24 protein-coding genes are annotated in these 20,838 nt (G+C 35.6%); 13 read left to right on the top strand and 11 right to left on the bottom strand.

The features are described 5' to 3' along the window. Nucleotides 1-34 precede the first annotated feature (34 nt). A complete protein-coding gene (locus tag MR054_RS09630; RefSeq protein ID WP_242157688.1) occupies nt 35-1,015 on the top strand; it encodes a DUF1028 domain-containing protein in 981 nt (326 codons plus the stop codon). Nucleotide 1,016: 1 nt separating this feature from the next. Here the strand turns inward: MR054_RS09630 and MR054_RS09625 are convergent, their stop codons facing one another. Continuing rightward, nucleotides 1,017-1,580 carry an adenylosuccinate lyase gene (locus tag MR054_RS09625; protein ID WP_242157687.1) on the bottom strand — a complete coding sequence of 188 codons (564 nt, stop codon included), beginning with the start codon at nt 1,578-1,580 and terminating at the stop codon, nt 1,017-1,019. 53 nt (nt 1,581-1,633) lie between these two features. Here MR054_RS09625 and MR054_RS09620 point away from each other — a divergent pair, with 53 nt between their 5' ends. The 3 genes from MR054_RS09620 to MR054_RS09610 are packed head-to-tail and all read left to right on the top strand — an operon-like array spanning nt 1,634 to nt 4,048. Continuing rightward, the gene (locus MR054_RS09620; protein ID WP_242157686.1) at nt 1,634-2,107 is read left to right on the top strand and encodes a heme-binding domain-containing protein; all 474 of its coding nucleotides are present in this window, start codon (nt 1,634-1,636) and stop codon (nt 2,105-2,107) included. A 60-nt stretch (nt 2,108-2,167) separates the two neighbouring features. Continuing rightward, entirely contained in the window at nt 2,168-3,406 is a 1,239-nt protein-coding gene (locus MR054_RS09615; protein ID WP_242157685.1) for a glycosyltransferase, read from the top strand. Between the two features lie 9 nt (nt 3,407-3,415). After that, nucleotides 3,416-4,048, top strand: coding sequence for an alpha-ketoglutarate-dependent dioxygenase AlkB family protein (locus tag MR054_RS09610; RefSeq protein ID WP_242157684.1), 633 nt, complete (start codon nt 3,416-3,418; stop codon nt 4,046-4,048). Here MR054_RS09610 and MR054_RS09605 read toward each other — a convergent pair. From MR054_RS09605 to MR054_RS09590, 4 genes are all read right to left on the bottom strand, one after another. After that, on the bottom strand, nt 4,035-4,718 hold the full coding sequence (locus tag MR054_RS09605) for an SIR2 family NAD-dependent protein deacylase (RefSeq protein WP_242157683.1): 684 nt from the start codon (nt 4,716-4,718) through the stop codon (nt 4,035-4,037). The two genes, MR054_RS09610 and MR054_RS09605, sit on opposite strands and share 14 nt — an antisense overlap. Nucleotides 4,719-4,727: 9 nt before the next feature. Further along, nucleotides 4,728-5,405, bottom strand: a complete 678-nt coding sequence (trmD, locus tag MR054_RS09600; protein WP_242157681.1) for a tRNA (guanosine(37)-N1)-methyltransferase TrmD — start codon at nt 5,403-5,405, stop codon at nt 4,728-4,730. Nucleotides 5,406-5,485: 80 nt separating this feature from the next. Beyond that, nucleotides 5,486-6,112: a tRNA (guanine-N1)-methyltransferase gene (locus MR054_RS09595; protein WP_242085119.1), complete on the bottom strand. Its 627-nt coding sequence runs from the start codon at nt 6,110-6,112 to the stop codon at nt 5,486-5,488. A 310-nt stretch (nt 6,113-6,422) separates the two neighbouring features. After that, entirely contained in the window at nt 6,423-7,829 is a 1,407-nt protein-coding gene (locus MR054_RS09590) for a trypsin-like peptidase domain-containing protein (protein ID WP_242157680.1), read from the bottom strand. A 149-nt stretch (nt 7,830-7,978) separates the two neighbouring features. Here MR054_RS09590 and dapF point away from each other — a divergent pair, with 149 nt between their 5' ends. The 5 genes from dapF (at nt 7,979) to MR054_RS09565 (ending at nt 11,996) form a co-directional block, all read left to right on the top strand. Further along, a complete protein-coding gene (gene dapF / locus MR054_RS09585) occupies nt 7,979-8,755 on the top strand; it encodes a diaminopimelate epimerase (RefSeq protein ID WP_242085117.1) in 777 nt (258 codons plus the stop codon). Further along, the gene (locus MR054_RS09580) at nt 8,752-9,276 is read left to right on the top strand and encodes a GNAT family N-acetyltransferase (protein ID WP_242085116.1); all 525 of its coding nucleotides are present in this window, start codon (nt 8,752-8,754) and stop codon (nt 9,274-9,276) included. Before dapF ends, MR054_RS09580 begins: the two co-directional genes overlap by 4 nt. Continuing rightward, nucleotides 9,277-10,320 (top strand): endolytic transglycosylase MltG, encoded by a 1,044-nt coding sequence (gene mltG, locus MR054_RS09575; protein ID WP_242157679.1) that lies wholly within the window; start codon nt 9,277-9,279, stop codon nt 10,318-10,320. Nucleotides 10,321-10,322: 2 nt separating this feature from the next. Beyond that, nucleotides 10,323-11,225, top strand: coding sequence for a DUF2279 domain-containing protein (locus tag MR054_RS09570; RefSeq protein ID WP_242157678.1), 903 nt, complete (start codon nt 10,323-10,325; stop codon nt 11,223-11,225). Nucleotides 11,226-11,336: 111 nt separating this feature from the next. Beyond that, nucleotides 11,337-11,996 carry a peptidoglycan-binding protein LysM gene (locus MR054_RS09565; protein WP_242085113.1) on the top strand — a complete coding sequence of 220 codons (660 nt, stop codon included), beginning with the start codon at nt 11,337-11,339 and terminating at the stop codon, nt 11,994-11,996. 6 nt (nt 11,997-12,002) lie between these two features. Here MR054_RS09565 and MR054_RS09560 read toward each other — a convergent pair whose 3' ends face one another. Genes MR054_RS09560 through dnaA form a run of 3 tightly spaced genes read right to left on the bottom strand, consistent with a single transcriptional unit; the run spans nt 12,003 to nt 14,652 of the window. Then, nucleotides 12,003-12,719 carry an SAM-dependent methyltransferase gene (locus MR054_RS09560; protein ID WP_242157677.1) on the bottom strand — a complete coding sequence of 239 codons (717 nt, stop codon included), beginning with the start codon at nt 12,717-12,719 and terminating at the stop codon, nt 12,003-12,005. Between the two features lie 41 nt (nt 12,720-12,760). After that, nucleotides 12,761-13,213: a low molecular weight protein-tyrosine-phosphatase gene (locus tag MR054_RS09555; RefSeq protein ID WP_242085111.1), complete on the bottom strand. Its 453-nt coding sequence runs from the start codon at nt 13,211-13,213 to the stop codon at nt 12,761-12,763. An 11-nt stretch (nt 13,214-13,224) separates the two neighbouring features. Beyond that, on the bottom strand, nt 13,225-14,652 hold the full coding sequence (dnaA, locus tag MR054_RS09550; RefSeq protein WP_242085110.1) for a chromosomal replication initiator protein DnaA: 1,428 nt from the start codon (nt 14,650-14,652) through the stop codon (nt 13,225-13,227). A 191-nt stretch (nt 14,653-14,843) separates the two neighbouring features. On the opposite strand from dnaA, the gene MR054_RS09545 reads away from it, so the two are divergent. Next, nucleotides 14,844-15,242, top strand: coding sequence for an acyl-CoA thioesterase (locus MR054_RS09545; protein ID WP_242085109.1), 399 nt, complete (start codon nt 14,844-14,846; stop codon nt 15,240-15,242). On the opposite strand, the gene MR054_RS09540 is transcribed toward MR054_RS09545, so the two are convergent. The 3 genes from MR054_RS09540 to ribD are packed head-to-tail and all read right to left on the bottom strand — an operon-like array spanning nt 15,219 to nt 17,438. Further along, nucleotides 15,219-15,845, bottom strand: a complete 627-nt coding sequence (locus tag MR054_RS09540; protein ID WP_242157676.1) for an IMPACT family protein — start codon at nt 15,843-15,845, stop codon at nt 15,219-15,221. The genes MR054_RS09545 and MR054_RS09540 overlap by 24 nt on opposite strands. Further along, a complete protein-coding gene (locus MR054_RS09535; protein ID WP_242157675.1) occupies nt 15,842-16,462 on the bottom strand; it encodes an HAD family hydrolase in 621 nt (206 codons plus the stop codon). The genes MR054_RS09540 and MR054_RS09535 overlap by 4 nt, the downstream gene beginning before the upstream one ends. After that, on the bottom strand, nt 16,455-17,438 hold the full coding sequence (ribD, locus tag MR054_RS09530) for a bifunctional diaminohydroxyphosphoribosylaminopyrimidine deaminase/5-amino-6-(5-phosphoribosylamino)uracil reductase RibD (RefSeq protein ID WP_242157674.1): 984 nt from the start codon (nt 17,436-17,438) through the stop codon (nt 16,455-16,457). Before ribD ends, MR054_RS09535 begins: the two co-directional genes overlap by 8 nt. A gap of 35 nt (nt 17,439-17,473) precedes the next feature. Here ribD and MR054_RS09525 point away from each other — a divergent pair, with 35 nt between their 5' ends. The 3 genes from MR054_RS09525 to ligA are packed head-to-tail and all read left to right on the top strand — an operon-like array spanning nt 17,474 to nt 20,837. After that, nucleotides 17,474-17,965: a GNAT family N-acetyltransferase gene (locus tag MR054_RS09525; protein ID WP_242085105.1), complete on the top strand. Its 492-nt coding sequence runs from the start codon at nt 17,474-17,476 to the stop codon at nt 17,963-17,965. Then, nucleotides 17,962-18,837, top strand: coding sequence for a peptide chain release factor N(5)-glutamine methyltransferase (prmC, locus tag MR054_RS09520; protein ID WP_242157673.1), 876 nt, complete (start codon nt 17,962-17,964; stop codon nt 18,835-18,837). The genes MR054_RS09525 and prmC overlap by 4 nt, the downstream gene beginning before the upstream one ends. Further along, nucleotides 18,834-20,837: an NAD-dependent DNA ligase LigA gene (gene ligA, locus MR054_RS09515; protein WP_242157672.1), complete on the top strand. Its 2,004-nt coding sequence runs from the start codon at nt 18,834-18,836 to the stop codon at nt 20,835-20,837. The genes prmC and ligA overlap by 4 nt, the downstream gene beginning before the upstream one ends. Nucleotide 20,838 lies beyond the last annotated feature (1 nt).

The raw sequence follows: 20,838 nt of genomic DNA, 5'->3' as shown, positions 1-20,838 counted from the left end.
GGATAAATGGTATATTTATAAAAATTTAAGTGATATGAAATCGTTTCAAATAGTGTTGATTTTTTTGTTTTCTCAAGGTCTAATGGCCCAATTCTATATAAAATCAGAACCATTTGTGCATACGTATTCCATTGTGGCCAGAGATTCTTTAACCGGAGATATGGCAGTGGCTGTTCAAAGCCATTGGTTTAGTGTGGGTAGTGTGGTGACCTATGGGAGAGCAGGGGTTGGCGTGGTGGCTACCCAATCGTTGGTTAATCCCAGTTATGGTCCTAAAGGTTTAGCTTTGATGGAACAAGGACTAACCCCGGAACAAGCTTTAAATGGGTTATTGGAAAATGATCCCGGGGCGATGTTCAGACAGGTTGCATTTTTAAACCATAAGGGGATCGTTGCGACCCATACAGGAAGCCAATGTATTGATGAGGCCGGTCATAAACAGGGGCGTAATTTTTCTGTTCAGGCCAATATGATGTTGAATAATACCGTTTGGGATGCTATGGCTCAAGCCTTTCAGACTACAAGAGGTCATTTGAGCTATCGTGTTTTGGCTGCACTGAAGGCCGCGGAAAATGAAAAAGGGGATATACGAGGAAAACAATCTGCTGCTATTTTGATGGTTAAGGGTGAAGCTACAGGTAATATTTGGGAAGATGTTTCGATGGACTTACGTGTGGAAGACCATGAAGATCCTTTACATGAATTAGAACGATTAATAAAAATGCATGATGCTTATAACTATATGAACAAAGGGGATTTGGCGATGGAGGAAGGGAATTCAGATAAGGCGGAAAACTTGTATTTGCAAGCGCAAAATCTTTTTCCCGACAATTTGGAGATGACGTATTGGTACGCCATTAATTTATTAAATAATAAGGATTACAGTAAAGCATTCCCTATTTTGAAATCAATTTTTAACCAAGATAAAAACTGGAAAACCTTAACTGGCCGTTTGGTAAACAGTAAGCTGCTAATTATCCCCAAAGAACGATTGGAAGAGGTCATGGCCTTATAATTTATTTTTTCAATTTCTTTAAAACCTGTTTTGCCCTGGCTTTAAAACCGGCACTTTGTGTTTGAAAATCTCGCACTATTATTATGGATAGTTCCTTATGGATCCATTGACTGCCTTTACCCAAAAGATAAAGGGTTTCCATGGCGTGTACTTTTGTCGCGACTTTTTGATCTTTAATCATCCAATCGAAACAGGTTTCAATAATTAATTCTTTGTGTAAAGGTTTTAGTGCTTTTTTTAATGGATTTGATGGACCGGAATCATTAGTTTTAGCAATTAATTCACAAATTTTCGAAACTGCTCGTACAGCACCATTTAAATGTACCTTGTTAAGACTACTGCAGAATGTATCCAAATAGGGCGCAATGGCGTAAATGTATTCATTACAAACCATCTCTAAGACCCATGCCGCTCGACACGATATTTTGTTATCAACTAAAGCTATTATATCTATAAGTTTAGGCAATAAAGTCAGGTCATTTAAGACCAGTTGTGCGCACTTCAACCGCTTTTGTCGGGAGCCATTAACATCATTTAATTCTTTAATTAATTCCGCCGTGTTCATCTAATTATTTCATAATTTTAGAGTTCTAAAAATACCATAAAAATTCATAGTTAATGACGACATCAAAAACATTGGGCTTATTTGCACTGATACTTCTGTTACTAGCACAATTTATAGGTCCTGAAAAAAATCAAGGGGATAAAACTTCTGTTGAACCTTTTTTAGCCGAAACCAACCCCCCGGAAAATGTAAAACTTATTTTAAAGGAAAGCTGTTTTGATTGCCATAGTAATTTTACAAGATATCCATGGTACAATAGCATAACTCCCTTGAATTATTGGTTAGCCGGACATATAAAAGATGGTAAAAAACATTTTAATATGTCCAATTGGGTGGGTAATTCGGTGAAACGCAAAGACCACAAATTTGAGGAACTTATTGAAATGGTAGAAGCCAAAGACATGCCTTTAAAATCGTACACTTGGACCCATTCCGAAGCCAGGTTAACCGATGCACAAATTAAAACGGTGATAGATTGGGCTAAACTGGTACGAGCCAAATATGGATTAATGCCTAAGCCAGAATAAAAAAAAGGAATTGGCATTGGTATTCAGTTCAATGCCTCTTCTATAAAACAATCTTGATTTGTGGCCTCTAAAAAATTATTGATTATTGGATTTGTATGGCCTGAACCTAAGAGTTCAGCTGCCGGGAGCAGGATGATGCAACTCATTGAAGCTTTTAAAGCCGGTAGCTATGAGATTACTTTTGCCAGTGCTTGTGTCCAAACAAAACAAGCATTCGATTTGGATTCTATTGGTGTTTCTCCAATACGGATAACATTGAATGATTCAAGTTTCGATCTATTTGTAAAAACATTGAATCCAGATGTTGTTTTATTCGATAGATTTATGACTGAAGAGCAATATGGATGGCGGGTTGCTGAACAATGTCCCAAAGCCCTACGGATTCTGGATACTGAAGATCTTCATGCGCTCCGCAAAGGAAGACAGCAGGCTTTAAAAGATAATCATGAATTTGATAGAGCCTATTTATTTAATAACACAGCAAAGCGAGAAATAGCGAGTATATATAGAAGTGACTTAAGTTTAATCATTTCAGAAATAGAAATGAATTTACTTAAAACTGAATTCAAAATTGATCCGGATCTGTTGTGCTATTTACCTTTTATGCTAGAGACCATCAAAGGCGCATGGATTAATGCCTTACCCAAATTTAATGAACGTCAAGATTTTATAAGCATAGGCAACTTTTTACATGACCCTAATTATGATGCGATATTATTCCTAAAGGAATCCATCTGGCCCTTAATTAGAAAAGAATTACCGCAAGCAGAAATGCATGTTTATGGAGCCTATCTTTCGCAAAAAGTAAAGCAGTTACACAATGAGAAAGAAAGGTTTTTAATTAAAGGTTTTACAAACGATGCCAACCATGTGATGCAGCGTGCTAGAGTATGCTTAGCACCATTACGTTTTGGTGCTGGATTAAAAGGTAAACTTATCGATGCCATGCAGAACGGAACGCCTAGTGTAATGACATCAATTGCTGCGGAAGGCATGTTTGGTAAACTAAAAGCCAATGGCTTTATTGAAGACAACAGTTCAATGTTCGCGGCAAAGGCCATACAATTATATACAGATGAAATACTATGGAATGAAAAGCAACAGTTTGGTTTTGAGACTATCAATAAACGATTTTCAAATGTAAAATATCGCCAAAAGGTATTGCAAGACGTTAATAAAGCAATTCGGGAAATCGACATTAGAAGACAACATAATTTTATAGGACAACTCCTTCAGTACCAAACATTGCAAAGTACAAAGTTTATGAGTAAATGGATTGAAGAAAAAAATAAAAACTAAAAATTTACCATGCAGCAAAATCAAAAGCGGTTTAAATTTTTGGAAGAGGACCTTTATAGGGAACACTTTGATTTACCAGATGCAGACATAATACTTTACAAGAATGTATTTCGTTTGGAAAAAAGCGATGCACTTTACAACAGTTTATACAGCACAATTTGTTGGCAACAAGATAAAATAAAGTTTTTTGGCAAAGAATATGAAGTTCCACGATTAACAGCACTTTATGGAGATGTAAAAAGAGGATATAGTTATTCTGGTATATCCATGAACCCATACCCTTGGACGGAGGATTTGCTGTTTGTAAAAAAACGAATTGAGGAAATTGCAAAGGTAAGGTTCACCTCTTGTTTACTCAACCTTTATAGAACAGGCCGGGACAGTAATGATTGGCATCAAGATAACGAGAAAGAACTGGGAAGAAATCCTGTTATTGCATCAGTTTCATTTGGAGAAACGAGACCATTTAAGCTTAAACATATCGAAAATGTTCATGTTAAGCCCGTTACTATTCCCTTGACCCATGGCAGTGTTTTACTCATGAAAGGGACTACCCAACATTTTTGGAAACATAAAATACCTAAAACATCCAAAATTATAAGCCCGAGAATAAATTTGACCTACCGGATTATAAATCCATAATGGCTTGAATGGCTTTTTTTACTCCAACAGTTGCTTTTTCAGCGAAGACCGTTAAGTTTGAATGATGATTTACATTTGGTTTAGGATCAATAAAATAAATCCTTGTTTGTTGAGGCACATAATGCATTAATCCGGCCGCAGGATATACTTGTAAGGAAGTGCCAATTATAATTAAAATATCTGCCACTTTACAAACATCTATTGCGTTTTCAATCAGGGGTACATCCTCCCCAAACCAAACAATGTGTGGTCGTAATTGATGGCCTTTTTTGCAAAGGTCGCCTAATAATAAATCTGATTTCCATTCCCGGATGTCGCTGCCATCTATAGCGCTTCTAACTTTGAGCAATTCTCCGTGTAAATGAATAACAGTACTACTTCCGGCACGTTCATGAAGATCATCAATATTCTGGGTAATAATGGTCACATTAAAATTCTCTTCCAATTCCGCTAAATCGTAATGGGCACTATTGGGATTGACCGTTAAAAGTTGTCTTCTTCGCTGATTGTAAAAATCTAAAACCAATTCTGGATTAGCGTGGAAACCTAAGGGTGAAGCTACTTGCATTACATCGTGACCTTCCCATAAACCGTCTGAATCACGAAATGTTTTAATTCCGCTTTCAGCACTCATTCCAGCACCGGTTAATACAACAATGTGCTTTTTCATTTTTTAATTTTAGTCATCCATCAAATCCGGTCTGCGTTCCCTAGTACGAATAAGAGCCTGATCCTCCCGCCATTTTTCAATTTTTGGAAAATCACCACTAAACAGAATTTCAGGAACTTGCCAGCCGTTATAATCTCTAGGACGCGTATAAATTGGTGGGGCCAATAAATTGTCTTGAAAGGAATCGGTTAAGGCTGATGTTTCATTACCCAATACTCCTGGTATTAATCTTATAACGGCATCACAAAGCACGGCGGCTCCTAATTCACCACCGGATAAAACATAATCACCAATAGATATTTCACGTGTAATAAAGTGATCACGAACCCGTTGATCCACCCCTTTGTAATGCCCACATAGAATAATCATATTTTTTTTGAGGGATAATTGATTGGCTATTCCCTGATTTAAACGCTCTCCATCGGGAGTCATATAAATTATGTCATCATAGGAGCGCTCTGTTTTTAATGCTGAAATGCACTTATCAATGGGTTCAATGAGCATGACCATACCTGCACCACCTCCAAACTGATAATCATCAACACTCTTATATTTGTCTGAGGTATAATCACGCAAATTATGAAAATGGATCTCCACTAAATTTGCCTCAATGGCACGTTTTAAAATAGATGCCTCAAAAGGACTTTTTAACAGCTCGGGTAAAACGGTAATTATATCAATTCTCATGGAGCAACGCTAAATTATGGAGTTGGGAATTTAAACTTTAAAATCTAGTTTCTCAAAACTACATTTTAGTCATATGAAGCTTAAATCCCTTTTTGTTTGTTTATTTCATCCTGAAGCTGACGTCGCACCTTTTGCTCCCTTTCTAACGCTGTTTTACGGTGTTCTTCAAATTCATCTTCAATTTCCGATAGAGCTAATTTAGCCTTTCTCGTTATAGTATTACTATTTTTAAACTTGTAAATAAAGAAAACAAGCAAGGCCATTAAACCTGCAATTATAGACCACATGAGAACATTGTATCCTGTTTTACTCATTTGTAATCCAAAAAAAGCCATACTGTTTTTTTCGGCATTCGTTTTATCCAAGTTGTTTTGTGTCGTTAAAAGTTTGGATTTTAAATCCGAAATCTCAGCAGACTGATTTTGAACTATGGTTTGCGTATCAGCTAATTCACTATGTACCAATTTTAGTGAATCTACAGCGTGAGCCTTGAGTGCAAGAAGCATACTAAGCTTAACAGCTTCATACATTTGACCATTGGTTCCTCTAAAATTGCCCGATTTTTTTAAAACATATTCAAACTGATTGTTAATGGAGCTACTATCCAGGGATAGCTCGCTATCTTGTTGACTGCTATTTTGAGAGTGTACATTTAATGAGGATATACATAAATAAGTGATAAGTGTTATATATCTGATGGGTTTCATTTAAGATTGGTTTATATGAATATTATATATGTTACGAATTTAAAAAATATTGTCTAGTATCAAACATTATTCAATGAAAAGCCTCACTTTTTGTGAGGCTAAGTTATATACGATTGAAGTTTTAAAATAGATGTTCAATATTAATAATAAGTATAACGTGGTAATTGGGCCATATATTTTGCCAGCCTAATTACTTGAGGACTTTGAATAATACCGTCCACCTCCAATAAGAATTAAAAAAAGGAATTAAAAAAACCCCATATAAACTATTCATTTTATATGAGGTTATTATGTAATTAAAAATATAATTTTATCTAAATATCACTTCTTTTCTTTCTCCTCTAAGATTAATGTATTCCATTTTTTTGATTTTATCCAGAATATCATCTCCATAACTTTGTTTTAATGTCGATATATCTTCAATGCTTTCAATTTTGATATCATTAATTCCGGTTATGATATATCCGTCTGTAATTCCTAAATTGGAATATAACCACTTGTTTTGGGAACTCTTAACCATAACACCATAATCTATATTGAATTTATCTTTTAATGAATTCGGTAAATCTTGTAATTCCATGTTCATAAAATTTACTGAAAACACCTCGGGATTAGTAAGCATTACTCGAAATTCTTTTAATTTCCCATCCCTCAATATTTCTACATTTACTTTATCATTCGGTCGTTTAGTTTTAATATAACCACTAAGATCTTCAAATTTTGATATTTCAATATTGTCTAACCGCTTTATAATGTCACCTTTTAAAAGGCCGGCTTTTTCGGCACCAGAATTTTTTATGACTTCGGCCACATATACTCCTTTTGTATAGTCGACTCCAATTTCTTCGGCTGCTTCACTGCTGAAGGTCCCCCCTTTAATTCCTAAAACCCCATTTTGCACATTCCCATATTCCATGATATCTTCCACTACTTTACGGGCAATATTACTTGGAACTGCAAAGGAATACCCGATGTAAGATCCTGTTTGTGAGGTAATAGCAGTATTTATACCTATCAATTCTCCATTGGTATTTACTAAAGCACCCCCTGAGTTTCCCGGGTTTACGGCGGCATCTGTTTGAATAAATGACTGCGCAGATCTACCGGTTAAGTCTCTTGATTTAGCACTGATAATTCCGGCTGTCACCGTTGATGTCAAGTTGAACGGATTACCCACAGCGAGGACCCATTCACCAACTTTAGCATTATCGGAATCACCAAAAGTGACATAAGGCAAGTCTTCTTCTGCATCAATCTTTAAAAGGGCAATATCTGTTTTGGGGTCGGTCCCAATAATTTCAGCGTCATACGTTTCATTATTATTTAAAGTCACCGATAATTTATGGGCATTGTTGATAACATGGTTATTCGTAATAATATAGCCGTCTGCATTAATAATAACACCAGACCCGGTACCTAATTGAGCACGTTGCGGGCTTCTTCCAAAAAACAAATCCTCAAAAGTCATTTGTCCAGAACTAATAGAAACATTTTTCACATGGACTACGGCATGCACTGTGTTTTCAGCAGCTATAGTGAAATCCGGAGCCTCTAAGATGTTGTTTATACTACTTAGATTGTTCGTTGGCAGGAAAGCAGTTGTTTCTGTAGGGGTAACCATAACCTTATTATCATTTTCCAGAAACAATTTGTAGGCTCCAATAGCCATGATACCACCTAAAGCTGAGACTAATACAAGTGATAAAATCTTCTTCATAATTTTAACATTTAAATTATATTACTAACGTTTAAAATTAAATATTTATTGAATCGCCAAAATCCTTTTAACGATTTTTAACGTCTACTTTAACGACTATTTAACACACAAAAAAAACAGTTTAATATTTATATATTTGTGCTGTAATTATGCGACTGACTTTTTATAAATATCAAGGAACGGGAAATGATTTTGTGATGATTGATAATCGTCAACATCATTTTAACAAAAAAGATACCAAACTGGTTAAAGAACTTTGTGACCGACGTTTTGGCATAGGAGCAGATGGTCTTATTTTACTGGAAAATCATAAGACCCTTGATTTTAAAATGGTTTATTATAACTCAGATGGAAACGAAAGTTCCATGTGTGGTAATGGAGGTAGGTGTTTAGTAGCTTTTGCAAAACACTTAGGAATTATTGACCGCCTAGCCCAGTTTGAAGCGGTTGATGGTTTACATCAAGCCGAAATTGATGAGAATGGTGTTGTAAAGCTTCAAATGCAGAATGTGAGTCATGTTGAAAAGCATTCTACTCATGTGTTTTTGAATACGGGTTCTCCGCATCACGTTCAGTTAGAGGATAATATTGAAAATTTCGACATAAAATCGTTAGGTGCCAACATCCGTTATGGTGAGCCTTATAATCAGGCCGGGAGTAATGTTAATTTTGTGAAGAAATTATCAGAATCGACTTTTAGGGTCAGAACCTATGAGCGTGGTGTTGAAAATGAAACTTTGTCATGTGGTACAGGCGTAACAGCGGTAGCCATTGCTATGAATGCCATAGGACAAACCCATGGTAATTATATTACTTTAGAAACAGAAGGAGGCCCTTTACAGGTTAGTTTTGATAAACAAAATGGAGGATACAAGAATGTATGGCTTATTGGTCCGGCAACATTCGTTTTTAAAGGTACGGTATGATCAGCTTAAAAGGAAAACATATATATCTGCGTGCTTTAGAGCCTGATGATTTGGAATTTATTTTTGCTATTGAAAATGATGAAATGATTTGGGAACTCAGTAACACTCAAGCACCATATTCTAGATTTGTGATCAAACAATATTTAGAGCATGCTCACAAGGATATTTTTGAAGTAAAACAATTGCGTTTGGTTATTTCAAATTATGACCATGTCGCTTTGGGATTAATTGATATATTCGATTTTGATTTTAAACATTCAAGGGCGGGTGTCGGTATTTTAATAAAGGAAATTGCTAATAGAGCCAATGGCTATGGGAAAGAAGCGCTAAAACTCCTCATGGATTACTGCTTCATACATTTAGGCTTGCATCAGCTGTATTGTAATATTTCAGAAGATAATGAGGCAAGCTTAAAATTATTTACCGGTCTTGGATTCAAAAAAATAGGATTAAAGAAGGATTGGAACCTGGTTAACGGCGCCTTTAAAAATGAATATTTATTTCAATTTATAAACCACTAAATGTATTTAAAAAAAATTCTTTGGGCCACGGCTATTATAGGATTGATTGTTGCTGCTTTTTTTGCCTATTATGTTTACAAGGTCCTGTTAAAGCCCAATACAGCATTTAATAATGAGGCAGCCTATGTTTACATTCCATCTGACGCAACTTATGAAGATGTTAGAAAACAATTAGAGCCTTTACTGGATGACATCGCTTCTTTCGATATTTTAGCCCAAAAAAAACAATATATCTCTCATATAAAAGCTGGGAAATATGCCATTAAACGAGGAATGAGCAATAATGATATCATCAATTCAATTCGAATCCATAATTTACCAGTCACGGTATCTTTTAATAATCAAGGGACGCTTGAAAAATTAGCAGGCAGGATTTCCAAAGAAATTGAGGCCGATAGTATTTCATTATTGAATGCCATGCAGGATGACGCTTTTTTAGCAGAACACAACTTTAATCAAGCCACTGCTCTGGGAATGTACTTACCGAATAGCTATGAATTTTTTTGGAATACTTCAGCCATAAAGTTTCGAAACAGGATGTTAAAGGAATATCAACGTTTTTGGACGGAAGACCGAATTCAAAAGGCTCATAACCTTGGATTATCTCCAAATCAAGTAATTACTTTAGCTTCAATAGTTTATGAGGAATCCAAAAAGCCCATTGAGCAACCCCGAATTGCTGGTGTATATTTAAATAGGTTACGAATAGGAATGCCTCTTCAGGCCGATCCTACCATTAAATTTGCAGCTTATCAATTACCCGAATATAAAAACACGGTTATTAAAAGGGTGCTTAATGTACATAAAGAAATAGATTCTCCATATAATACTTATACTAATTTGGGTCTACCACCAGGCCTTATTGCTATGCCTGACCTGAGGGCCATAGATGCTGTCCTAAATTATGAAAAACATAAATTTCTTTATTTTGTTGCTGATGCTAGTCGCCTGGGCTATCATAAATTCGCCAAGACTTTAACTCAACATAACAAATATGCCAGCGAATACCACCGGTACCTATCTTCACAAGGTATTAATAGGTAGTTATGGTCCGGCTTTTAAAAATTTCCCTGTATTTATTTTCAATACTCTCATTTTCACAATCCAAACTTGATGGGTTTTTAAAACCTGCAGATACACTTAACAAATCGAGGCTAAAATCGATAGTCATACTTGAATCGTCAGTTGTAGCCATTTCCTTGGTAGGATTGAATCAGCTGTGGTATTCCGATTTTAAACATTCTAAATTTCATACCGTAAACGACAATAATGAATGGTTACAAATGGACAAGATGGGTCATGTTTTGGCATCGTATCAAATGGGAAGAGTAGGAGCAGAAATATTAAATTGGGGAGGTGCGAGTAGAAAAAGTCAGTTAATTTATGGATCCTCGTTAGGTTTTGGTTTTCTTACGGCAGTAGAAGTTTTTGACGGTTATTCCAAGGAATGGGGATTTTCATGGGGTGATGTCATGGCTAATGCCACAGGAACTGGATTGTATGTTGGTCAGGAATTATTATGGAATGAGCAACGTATACAGCTTAAATTTTCATTTCATCAAACCCAATTCGCCTCTTTAAATCCGGATAAACTTGGGAAAGGGTATTTCGAACAAATTTTGAAAGACTACAATGGTCAGACATATTGGTTGAGTATTAATTTACATGATTTTTTTAGAGAAAGCAGATTACCCAAATGGTTAAATTTTGCTGTGGGTTATAGTGCAACGGGGATGTTGCGTGGCGTAGAAGATATTGACAATAATTTGTTGAGAAAAACAGACCGAGCTCGACAATTCTTTATAAGTTTAGATGTAAATTTGAATAAAATTAGAACAGAATCTCGTTTTTTGAAAACAGTTTTTAGTCTTTTAAACGTAATCAAAGTGCCTTTTCCGGCCTTGGAATTAAGTAAACATGGATGTGCATTTCATCTATTGTACTTCTAAAAACAACACATAAACGATTAATTTTGAAATTATTAAAAAAATATCTAATTTTGCACGCTCAAATTTTCAGGTGAAATTCCACAGGAAATTCGCTGAAGAAATTTAGAAATTATGGTAAAGAATATTGCAAGTTATTCGGCCCTGACGCTTACAATTTCTATGTTATTGTATGCATCGTTTTCAGCAAATGAAACGATAGATTTGAGTGAATATTCAACCGAAGGCCTAAATTTAAATTACAGCGTTGGCCTTGATGAAAATATTGCAGGCAATATTGATGTATCGAAAGAGAATTCCCAGACCTTTTCCCCTTATTTAGGAAAATCTTTTGTTGGATTTAAAGAAGCGTTGGCCTTCAAGGAATCCAGAGGTAATTATGCATGTGTTAACACGTATGGTTATCTTGGGAAATACCAATTTGGTAAGGAAACATTAAAATTAATAGGAATACACAATCCATCAAAGTTTTTAAAAGATGCCAAATTACAGGAACGTGCTTTTATAGCCAATGCCCAACGTAATAAGTGGATTTTAAGAAAGGATATAAAGAATTTTGTAGGTAAGCGGATTAATGGTGCAGTTGTAACTGAATCTGGAATACTAGCCGCAGCCCACTTAGCGGGACCTGGCAGTGTGAAAAAATATCTTAGAAGTTATGGTCTTAATGATTTCGCTGATGGATATGGTACAACGATCTCATATTATATGAAGAAGTTTTCAGGTTATGATACATCATTCCTTAAACCTAATAGAAAAGCTAAGGCAATATAGAGCTTATTAAACTTTATGGATGATAAATATGGTAGGTCTTTTATGCAAGTCTACCATATTTTTTTTCCAATAATTTGCAGTTTCGGTCTTTATAAATTCTGTCGATAAACTGATGTCTGCAGCGACACATATCTGTGTATTGTCAGATAGTAGACTGGCCAGATCCTCTAATAACTTGTTATTTCTATATGGAGTCTCAATGAAAATTTGAGATTGGTTATTGCTGAACGATAATTTCTCAAGTCGTTTTATTTCTTTTTTACGTTCATCCTTATCGATAGGCAAATAACCATTAAATGCAAAATTCTGACCATTTAGCCCAGAACTCATTATTGCCATTAGAATGGATGAAGGACCAACCAAGGGAACCACTTTGATGTCTTTTTTATGAGCCAGTTTTACAATGTCTGATCCTGGGTCTGCCACACCAGGGCAACCTGCTTCTGAAAGCAATCCAATATTAACACCCCTAAGACAGGGTTCCAGAAAGTCCGGCAGTTCTATAGGGTTGGTGAATTTATTTAAACGAAACATTTGTAATGCCGATTGAGATTTTCCAGAACTAATCTTTTTTATGAACCGTCTTGCCGATTTTTCATTTTCTACAATATAAACATTGGTTTGCTCAATAATTTTCTTAACAGAAATGGGTAAAACTTCTAAAGGTGCTGTATCCCCTAGAGTTGTGGGGATTAAATATAACACACCATGCTCCGTATCCATTTTTTAATTACGATTGTTTAATGAAAATAAAAATACTAAATTTAAGTTAATCGATCAGCAATAAGTGAACAAGCCTCATCCAGCATCTTGTATACGTTTTCGAATCCACTATTGCCTCCGTAATATGGATCCGGGATACTGTAATTTTGATTGGGATATACCTCGTTTAAAATGAATTTAACTTTAGCGATATCTTTATCACTTCTTGCTAGGGATATGACATTATTGTAGTTAGATTCATCCATAACGAAAATATAATCAAAGGTATCAAAGTCGTTCATATTAAACTGTCGTCCTCTGAGATTGGAGATGTCCAGACCAAATTTTTTGGCAACGGCGATGGAACGGCTATCGGGTCGATCTCCAACATGATAATTAGCGGTACCTGCTGAATCAACCAAAAAATTATCCAATGGAAGCTTTGAGCGTAAAATACCCTCTGCCAATGGTGAACGACAAATGTTACCCAGACATACCATTAGAATTTTAGTCATTATAATTGGATTTAAACAGACAATTTTTTAGTGATATCCTCTACGTATTTTCTAAATTGTTTGTCGGTTGAAGATAAATTGTCAACGGTTTTACAGGCATGCAGAACTGTAGCATGGTCGCGTTTACCAATTTGAGAGCCAATGCTGGCCAAAGAGGCCTTTGTGAATTTTTTGGCAAAAAACATAGCTAATTGTCTGGCTTGTACTATGTGTCGCTTACGTGTCTTGGATTGCAAGGTATCAATATCCATTTGAAAATAATCTGAAACAACCTTTTGGATATAATCTATAGATACCTCCCTTTTGGTGTTTTTAACAAACTTTTCTACAATTTGTTTGGCAAGATCCAGTGTAATTTCTTTTTTATTAAATGAGGATTGTGCAATAAGTGAAATGATGGCACCTTCCAGTTCACGAACATTGGTTTTTATGTTTTTGGCGACATACTCAATAATGTCATTAGGCATTTCAACCCCATCACGGTAAAGTTTGTTTTTTAAAATGGAAACCCTTGTTTCAAAATCCGGATGCTGTAACTCAGCCGACAACCCCCATTTGAACCTAGACAATAATCGTTGTTCTATGTCCTGCATGTCTACAGGAGCCTTGTCACTGGTTAAGACAACTTGTTTGCCATTTTGATGTAAATGGTTGAAAATATGAAAGAATACATCCTGTGTTCCTGATTTTCCAGAAAAAAACTGTACATCATCTATAATAAGAACGTCAATAATTTGATAAAAATGGATAAAATCGTTTCTGTTGTTCTTTTTAACAGATTCTATATACTGTTGTGTAAATTTTTCGGCAGAAATATATAACACGGTCTTCTCCGGATATTTATCTTTAATATCGACCCCAATGGCGTGTGCTAAATGTGTTTTTCCCAATCCAACACCACCAAAAATTAACAGAGGGTTGAATGAAGTTCCGCCTGGCTTGGCGGCAACAGCCAATCCTGCACTTCTTGCTAATCGGTTAGAATCGCCTTCCAGGAAATTCTCGAAGCTGTAATTAGGATTAAGTTGCGATTCGATTTTTACATTTCTAATACCCGGAATTACAAATGGGTTCTTTAGTTCCGGGCTTTTATTATTAAGGGGAATATCGACATCTTGAGACTTTACGGCTGTTCTATTGGAGCTCGGTATTTTTTCAGTAAAAGGTTGCTTATTGCCATAAGTGTTTTCCATTTTTATAATGTAAACCAATTTGGCGGTGTCTCCAAGCTCTTTGGTAAGGGATACTTTAAGAATTTTTACATAATGCTCTTCAAGCCATTCATAAAAGAATTTACTAGGTACCTGAATACTCAAGGCATTATCGGTAAGTTTAACTGCTACAATAGGTTCAAACCATGTTTTGTAGGCTTGCGGTTGAATATTATCTTTTATAAACTCCAGACAATTATTCCATACCGATTGCGCAGTTTTACTCATTTTTTAGTTTTATTTGGTTTTTAGTTAGTTAGAATTCGAATGAAAAATGGCTTTTCAAATCACCCCTTAATAGCAAGGCAAATATGTGAACAAAATTCTTAAAAAAAAAATCATTTGCTATTGAATTTCTAGAATTTTTTCTGCATGTTTAAGCACTAGCCGAAACTACAAAAAAATATTTAATTATTCCTATGAAATTCGATGAAATACAAATAAGGGTGAGATATGGTGAGACGGACCAAATGGGAGTTGTTTATCACGGTAATTATGTATTATATCTCGAAATGGGAAGAATTGAGTTACTCAGGAAATTGGGAATTTCATACAAAAAAATGGAGGAAAACGGCATTATGCTTCCTGTTGTTTCTTTAAGTATAAATTATAAAAAATCAGCTAGTTATGATGATGTAATTAATGTTAAAACTGAACTAAAGAAAACACCCACAGCAAAGATTGAGTTTGACTATGAAATAACCAACGAAAAAGGCGAAATTCTGTCAACGGCATCAACCACTTTGGTTTTTATTAATATGAAATCCAATAAGCCAATGAGAGCTCCAAAATATTTATTGGATGTTATCGGAGTTTAATTTTTTTATTTGTACACCATAAAGACCATCAAACAAATTAAATACCATGTTTGAATCTTTTTTTCTCACAGATATTGTTATTTCACAATTCAATTCTAGCTTCTGATCAATTACTTCAAGGGTCTTTTCTTTAATAATGCGCATTACTTTGTTGATGTCCGTATAAGCAAAGGATATTAAATATATTGTCTGTATAGTTTTAGTAATAATTTGGCAATGTTCTAATGTGAGTTGGGCGGTCGATTTATAAGCATTAATTAACCCTCCAACTCCTAATTTAATACCTCCAAAATAGCGTATTACCACAATTAAGATATTGGTAACCCCAAAGGACTGTATTTGTCTGTAAATAGGTAAGCCTGCAGAATTGCTGGGCTCTCCATCATCGTTGAACCTAAAAATGAGGTCTTCTTTTCCAATTTGGTAAGCGTAACACCAATGTCTAGCCTTATGGTGCTCTTCTTTTAGTCGTTCTAAATGAGATTTTATAGTTGCTTCATTCGATACCGGGTAAGCATAACCAAAAAACTTACTGTTTTTAACTTTAAACAGGACGGGTGCTGGTGAAATTGTAATAGTATGGTAGACGTCTTTTTGGGTCAAGTGCTAATGAATAAATGGGTTTTATTTTTAAATAAGTCTACAATATCTTCAGTATCTGGATTAATATGCCAGGTTTTAAGGCCTAATCCGGAGGCTGTTTTAATATTATCCCGATTATCATCAATAAAAAGGCATTCATGGGCCGCCAAATTATTTTCATTTAAAACAAAATCAAAAATATCACGGTTTGGTTTTCTAAGCTGAATTTCATGCGATAAATAAAACGCATCAAAACAATTTTTGAAATCGGCATAAAAAGACAAATTTTCGATGATCCAATTGATGTGGAGTTCATTGGTGTTACTCAATAATATGAGCTTGTATCGGGCAGTTGATTTTAGTGCTTTCAAAAAATCCAATCGGTAACTTGGAAAATCCTTAAGCATAAAATTCCAATTCTCGATCAGTTCTTTATTGGTGGTTTCGGGAAATTTTTCTAAATACCGGATCAAAAACTCCTGGGTTGAAATCAATCCTTGTTCATACGATTGGTTAATGTCCATTAATTCCCTTGGAAAGCTATCAATACCCAGGGACTTACAACTTTTAACTAAAGCGCCTTCAATATCCAGATTAATAAAAACATTTCCAAAATCAAAAATGATGGCTTTAATCATTTCTATAAATTTTAAGGATATCCGTATCTATACGTACTTCAGAAATTAAATTACCATAAAATCTTGGTGCCAGTGCACCATTTTCAAAAGAAATCTTACCTGTAAATACTCGTGCTTCATCCCATAAATTTGCATCTATAAATAGCTGTAAGGTTTTGGTCCCGCCCTCTATAATAACTGAATTGATATTATGGTTATATAGTTTTTCACAAATGGATTTAGCAGAAATTTCTCTAATGACCAGAGTTTCAGAATGATCATTAAATACGTGATAGGTATTGGTTAATGCATTGTTTTTATCTAATACTATTCGAATTGGATGTTGCCCGGACCAATTTCTAACAGTTAATGTAGGATTATCTTGAAATACGGTATTGGCCCCTATTAGTATGGCATGTTCTTCTGCTCGCCATTTGTGGACTAACTGCCTTGAGAGCCTATTGGTAATCCAAATGGGTTTTTGTTCAAATTTGACTTTGGGAGCCATAAATCCGTTCTTAGTTTCTGCCCATTTTAAAATCAGGTAAGGACGTTTTTTGTTATGAAATGTAAAAAACCGTTTGTGATGGATTCTGCATTCAGATTCCATAATACCAACCGTTACACGGCAACCCGCTTCCATCAGCCTTTTTATACCCTTACCGGCTACATTCTCGTTGTCATCCATACAACCTATCACGACATCAGGGATCTGATAGTTTATTATGAGATCACTACATGGCGGGGTTTTACCATAATGAGAACAGGGTTCAAGGGTAACGTAAAGCGTGGCGTTTTTTAAGAGTGTTTTATTCTTAACAGAATTGATAGCATTGACTTCCGCATGATTACCGCCATACGGACTTGTAAATCCTTCTCCAATGATGGTGTTATTGTGGACTATGACACAGCCAACCATGGGATTTGGTCGTGTGGTACCAAGTCCATTTTTGCCAATTTCAATGCAACGTTTTATATATTTTTCATGTATCTTCATCCAGATAATTATCGATACAAAATTAAGGCTTTAAAATGAGTAATGACCATATCATAATTCGCAATATAGCACTAAAGGATAACAAATCAATAGAATCAATAATTAGGATGTGTTTTCATGAATTTAAGATTCCATTGGAAGGTACAGCATATACTGATGATGAAACTCCTCGAATGTTTCAATCCTATCAAAATCACAATGAGGTTTACTATGTAATTGAGAGTAATGGAGAAGTTATGGGTGGAGGAGGTATTAAGCCTTTAAAGGGATTCGAAGATACCATATGTGAAATTCAAAAGATGTATTTTTCTCCCATAATCAGAGGGAAAGGTTATGGAAAACAACTTTTTGAAAGATGTCTGCATGCGGCTAAAGCAATGGGGTATCAAACATGTTATATTGAGTCCGCTCCACAGCTTAAGGCAGCGATTCATATTTACGAGAGTTTTGGGTTCAAACATTTAGATAAAGCACTAGGCAATACAGGACATTATTCCTGTGGAGTATGGATGATTAAGGAACTATGAGATTAAAGGACAGTCTTATAACATTTCATAACACCTTAAAGGGGCTCTATGGAAAAGAAGAAATAGACAATTTCTTTTATTTGTTGGTTGCTGACTATTATAAGGTATCACGCTTAGATTTGGCAATGCAGCCTGATTATAAAATGAGCAATGATAAACGACTTATTGATGCACTGGAATTATTAAAACTTCAGTATCCCATTCAATATATCCTGGGTAAAACCGAATTTTATGGACTCCCTTTCAAAGTTAATAAGCATACCTTAATTCCACGCCCGGAAACTGAAGAACTTGTAGCGTGGATTATCGATTGTCATCCCGAACTGGTGTTGGCGAAAAGACAAGACAACAGCAAGGCCACTACATTAAAAATTCTGGATATCGGTACTGGTAGTGGTTGCATAGCTATTTCTTTAGCGACACATTTACCCCATGCAAAAGTATTTGCTTTGGATGTTTCTGAAGAGGCTTTAAAGGTGGCAAAGGCAAATGCAAAGCTCAATAATGTTGAAGTCTTCTTTTTTAAAGAGGATATATTAAAGCAAGAACATTCGGATTTGGAATTTGATATTATTGTTTCTAATCCGCCCTATGTACGGGAGAAGGAAATGCAACTCATGAAACCTAATGTCCTGAATAACGAGCCCCATTTGGCCCTTTTTGTGAAAAATGAGGATCCCTTATTATTTTACCATGCCATTTCAAAATTTGCTGTTAATAATTTATCAAAAAAGGGGTTGCTCTTTTTTGAAATCAATGAGTATCTTGGGAACGAAATGAGGGCATTGTTGGGCGAATATGGTTTTACAACTATACAATTAAAGCAGGATTTATTTAAAAAAGATAGAATGATTATGGGAACTTTACCATGAAGGATATAAAACAACACATAGAAAACCTCCGGCAAGAACTGCGTCAGCATAACTATAATTATTATGTTTTGGACCAGGCAATTATTTCAGATTACGAATTTGACCTAAAACTGAAGGAGCTTCAAGAGCTCGAAGCGAAATATCCAGAATTCTTCGATGCTAATTCACCGACCCAACGGGTTGGTGGTGAAATTACTAAGAACTTTGAAACTGTCATACACGAGTATAGGATGTATTCATTGGATAATTCGTATTCTCAAGAAGATTTGCTTGATTGGGAAAAGCGTATAAAAAAAATTATTGATGGTGACGTAGAATACACATGTGAGTTGAAGTATGACGGGGCCTCCATTAGTTTGACATACGAAAACGGAAAATTGATTAAAGCAGTAACACGAGGTGATGGCGTTCAAGGGGATAATGTTACGGCCAATGTAAGAACAATTAAATCTGTACCCTTAGAATTAAAAGGTGATTTTCCAGAACGATTTGATATTCGTGGTGAAATCATTTTACCTTTTGTCGGATTTCATAAAATGAATGAAGAACGTATAGAAATTGGTGAAGAACCCTATAGAAATCCAAGAAATACTGCTTCCGGAAGTTTAAAACTACAAGATAGTGCAGAGGTTGCCAAACGTCCACTTGATTGTTTGCTTTATAATCTAGAAGGAACCAATTTAGGTGTTGACACCCAATTAGAAAGCTTGGAAAAAGCTAGGCAATGGGGTTTTAAAGTTCCCAATGCTGCTCAATTGTGCCATTCCATAGACGAGGTTCTTGAGTATATTAACTATTGGAATGAAGCACGACATAAACTTCCTTACGAAACCGATGGCGTTGTTGTGAAGGTAAATAGTTTGCAACAACAAGAAGAATTGGGATATACCGCTAAAGCCCCAAGATGGGCCATAGCGTACAAATTTAAGGCTGAACAGGTTTCAACACGGCTTAATAGCATTGACTACCAAGTAGGCCGTACCGGTGCAATAACGCCTGTCGCTAATTTGGAACCGGTTGAATTAGGGGGAACAACTGTAAAGCGAGCTTCACTTCATAATGCGGATCAGATTGAAAAGTTGGATATCAGGATAGGAGATGAGGTTTATGTGGAAAAGGGAGGTGAGATAATTCCAAAAATTCTCGGAGTAGATTTCAGTAAACGACCCATGTGGTCTGTTCCAACCAACTATATTACACATTGTCCGGAATGTAATGCATTACTGGTTAGACAGGAAGGAGAGGCTCAGCATTATTGCCCGAATTACAATGGGTGTAAACCACAGATAATTGGCCGCATACAACATTTTATTTCGAGAAAGGCCATGGACATTGAAGGGTTGGGCGGTGAGACAGTTGCATTGTTAGTTAATGCCGGACTCATAAACAATTATTCCGATTTATATGAATTGACCAAAGGACAGATTCTTCCGCTGGAAAGAATGGCTGAAAAAAGTGCCGAGAATTTATTAAGGGGCATTGAGCAGTCCAAAACAATCCCTTTTGAGCGTGTTTTATATGCCTTAGGAATTCGCTATGTCGGTGAGACCGTTGCGAAAAAACTGGCTCGGCATTACAAAGGAATAGATGCGATTGCTCATGCTTCTGAGGAGGATCTGGTTCATGTGGATGAAATTGGTGAAAAAATTGCAAAAAGTGTTACGGATTTTTTCTCATTACCAGAGAATAACCTAATTGTCAATAGATTGAAGGAATTTGGTGTTCAGTTAGAAATGTCAAAAGAACAGCTTGCCGGGCAAACGGATAAATTAAGAGGTGACATTATAGTAGTTTCGGGCGTTTTCGAAACTATTACCAGAAGCGAATTAAAAAAATTAATAGAAGATAATGGGGGAAAACTGAGTAGTTCTATTTCATCTAAAACCAGTTATATTGTAGCTGGGGTCAATATGGGTCCCAGTAAGAAGGTGAAAGCCGAAAAATTGAACATTAAACTCATTAGTGAAAAAGAATTCTTAAATAAAATCGATTTCCAATAAT

It is taken from the genome of Aestuariivivens sediminis (assembly GCF_022662105.1).
GTDB classification, from domain to species: Bacteria; Bacteroidota; Bacteroidia; order Flavobacteriales; family Flavobacteriaceae; genus Aestuariivivens; species Aestuariivivens sediminis.
The sequence above is the reverse complement of the archived record's forward strand: the minus strand, read 5'-3'. Positions and strand labels throughout refer to the sequence as shown.

Bases quoted from the DNA above. Each gene is read 5' to 3' on its own strand.
- MR054_RS09630 (WP_242157688.1), top strand. From the start codon at position 35: ATGAAATCGTTTCAAATAGTGTTGATTTTTTTGTTTTCTCAAGGTCTA.
- MR054_RS09625 (WP_242157687.1), bottom strand. From the start codon at position 1,580: ATGAACACGGCGGAATTAATTAAAGAATTAAATGATGTTAATGGCTCC.
- MR054_RS09620 (WP_242157686.1), top strand. From the start codon at position 1,634: ATGACGACATCAAAAACATTGGGCTTATTTGCACTGATACTTCTGTTA.
- MR054_RS09610 (WP_242157684.1), top strand. From the start codon at position 3,416: ATGCAGCAAAATCAAAAGCGGTTTAAATTTTTGGAAGAGGACCTTTAT.
- MR054_RS09605 (WP_242157683.1), bottom strand. From the start codon at position 4,718: ATGAAAAAGCACATTGTTGTATTAACCGGTGCTGGAATGAGTGCTGAA.
- trmD (WP_242157681.1), bottom strand. From the start codon at position 5,405: ATGAGAATTGATATAATTACCGTTTTACCCGAGCTGTTAAAAAGTCCT.
- MR054_RS09595 (WP_242085119.1), bottom strand. From the start codon at position 6,112: ATGAAACCCATCAGATATATAACACTTATCACTTATTTATGTATATCC.
- MR054_RS09590 (WP_242157680.1), bottom strand. From the start codon at position 7,829: ATGAAGAAGATTTTATCACTTGTATTAGTCTCAGCTTTAGGTGGTATC.
- dapF (WP_242085117.1), top strand. From the start codon at position 7,979: ATGCGACTGACTTTTTATAAATATCAAGGAACGGGAAATGATTTTGTG.
- MR054_RS09580 (WP_242085116.1), top strand. From the start codon at position 8,752: ATGATCAGCTTAAAAGGAAAACATATATATCTGCGTGCTTTAGAGCCT.
- mltG (WP_242157679.1), top strand. From the start codon at position 9,277: ATGTATTTAAAAAAAATTCTTTGGGCCACGGCTATTATAGGATTGATT.
- MR054_RS09570 (WP_242157678.1), top strand. From the start codon at position 10,323: ATGGTCCGGCTTTTAAAAATTTCCCTGTATTTATTTTCAATACTCTCA.
- MR054_RS09565 (WP_242085113.1), top strand. From the start codon at position 11,337: ATGGTAAAGAATATTGCAAGTTATTCGGCCCTGACGCTTACAATTTCT.
- MR054_RS09560 (WP_242157677.1), bottom strand. From the start codon at position 12,719: ATGGATACGGAGCATGGTGTGTTATATTTAATCCCCACAACTCTAGGG.
- MR054_RS09555 (WP_242085111.1), bottom strand. From the start codon at position 13,213: ATGACTAAAATTCTAATGGTATGTCTGGGTAACATTTGTCGTTCACCA.
- dnaA (WP_242085110.1), bottom strand. From the start codon at position 14,652: ATGAGTAAAACTGCGCAATCGGTATGGAATAATTGTCTGGAGTTTATA.
- MR054_RS09545 (WP_242085109.1), top strand. From the start codon at position 14,844: ATGAAATTCGATGAAATACAAATAAGGGTGAGATATGGTGAGACGGAC.
- MR054_RS09535 (WP_242157675.1), bottom strand. From the start codon at position 16,462: ATGATTAAAGCCATCATTTTTGATTTTGGAAATGTTTTTATTAATCTG.
- ribD (WP_242157674.1), bottom strand. From the start codon at position 17,438: ATGAAGATACATGAAAAATATATAAAACGTTGCATTGAAATTGGCAAA.
- MR054_RS09525 (WP_242085105.1), top strand. From the start codon at position 17,474: ATGAGTAATGACCATATCATAATTCGCAATATAGCACTAAAGGATAAC.
- prmC (WP_242157673.1), top strand. From the start codon at position 17,962: ATGAGATTAAAGGACAGTCTTATAACATTTCATAACACCTTAAAGGGG.
- ligA (WP_242157672.1), top strand. From the start codon at position 18,834: ATGAAGGATATAAAACAACACATAGAAAACCTCCGGCAAGAACTGCGT.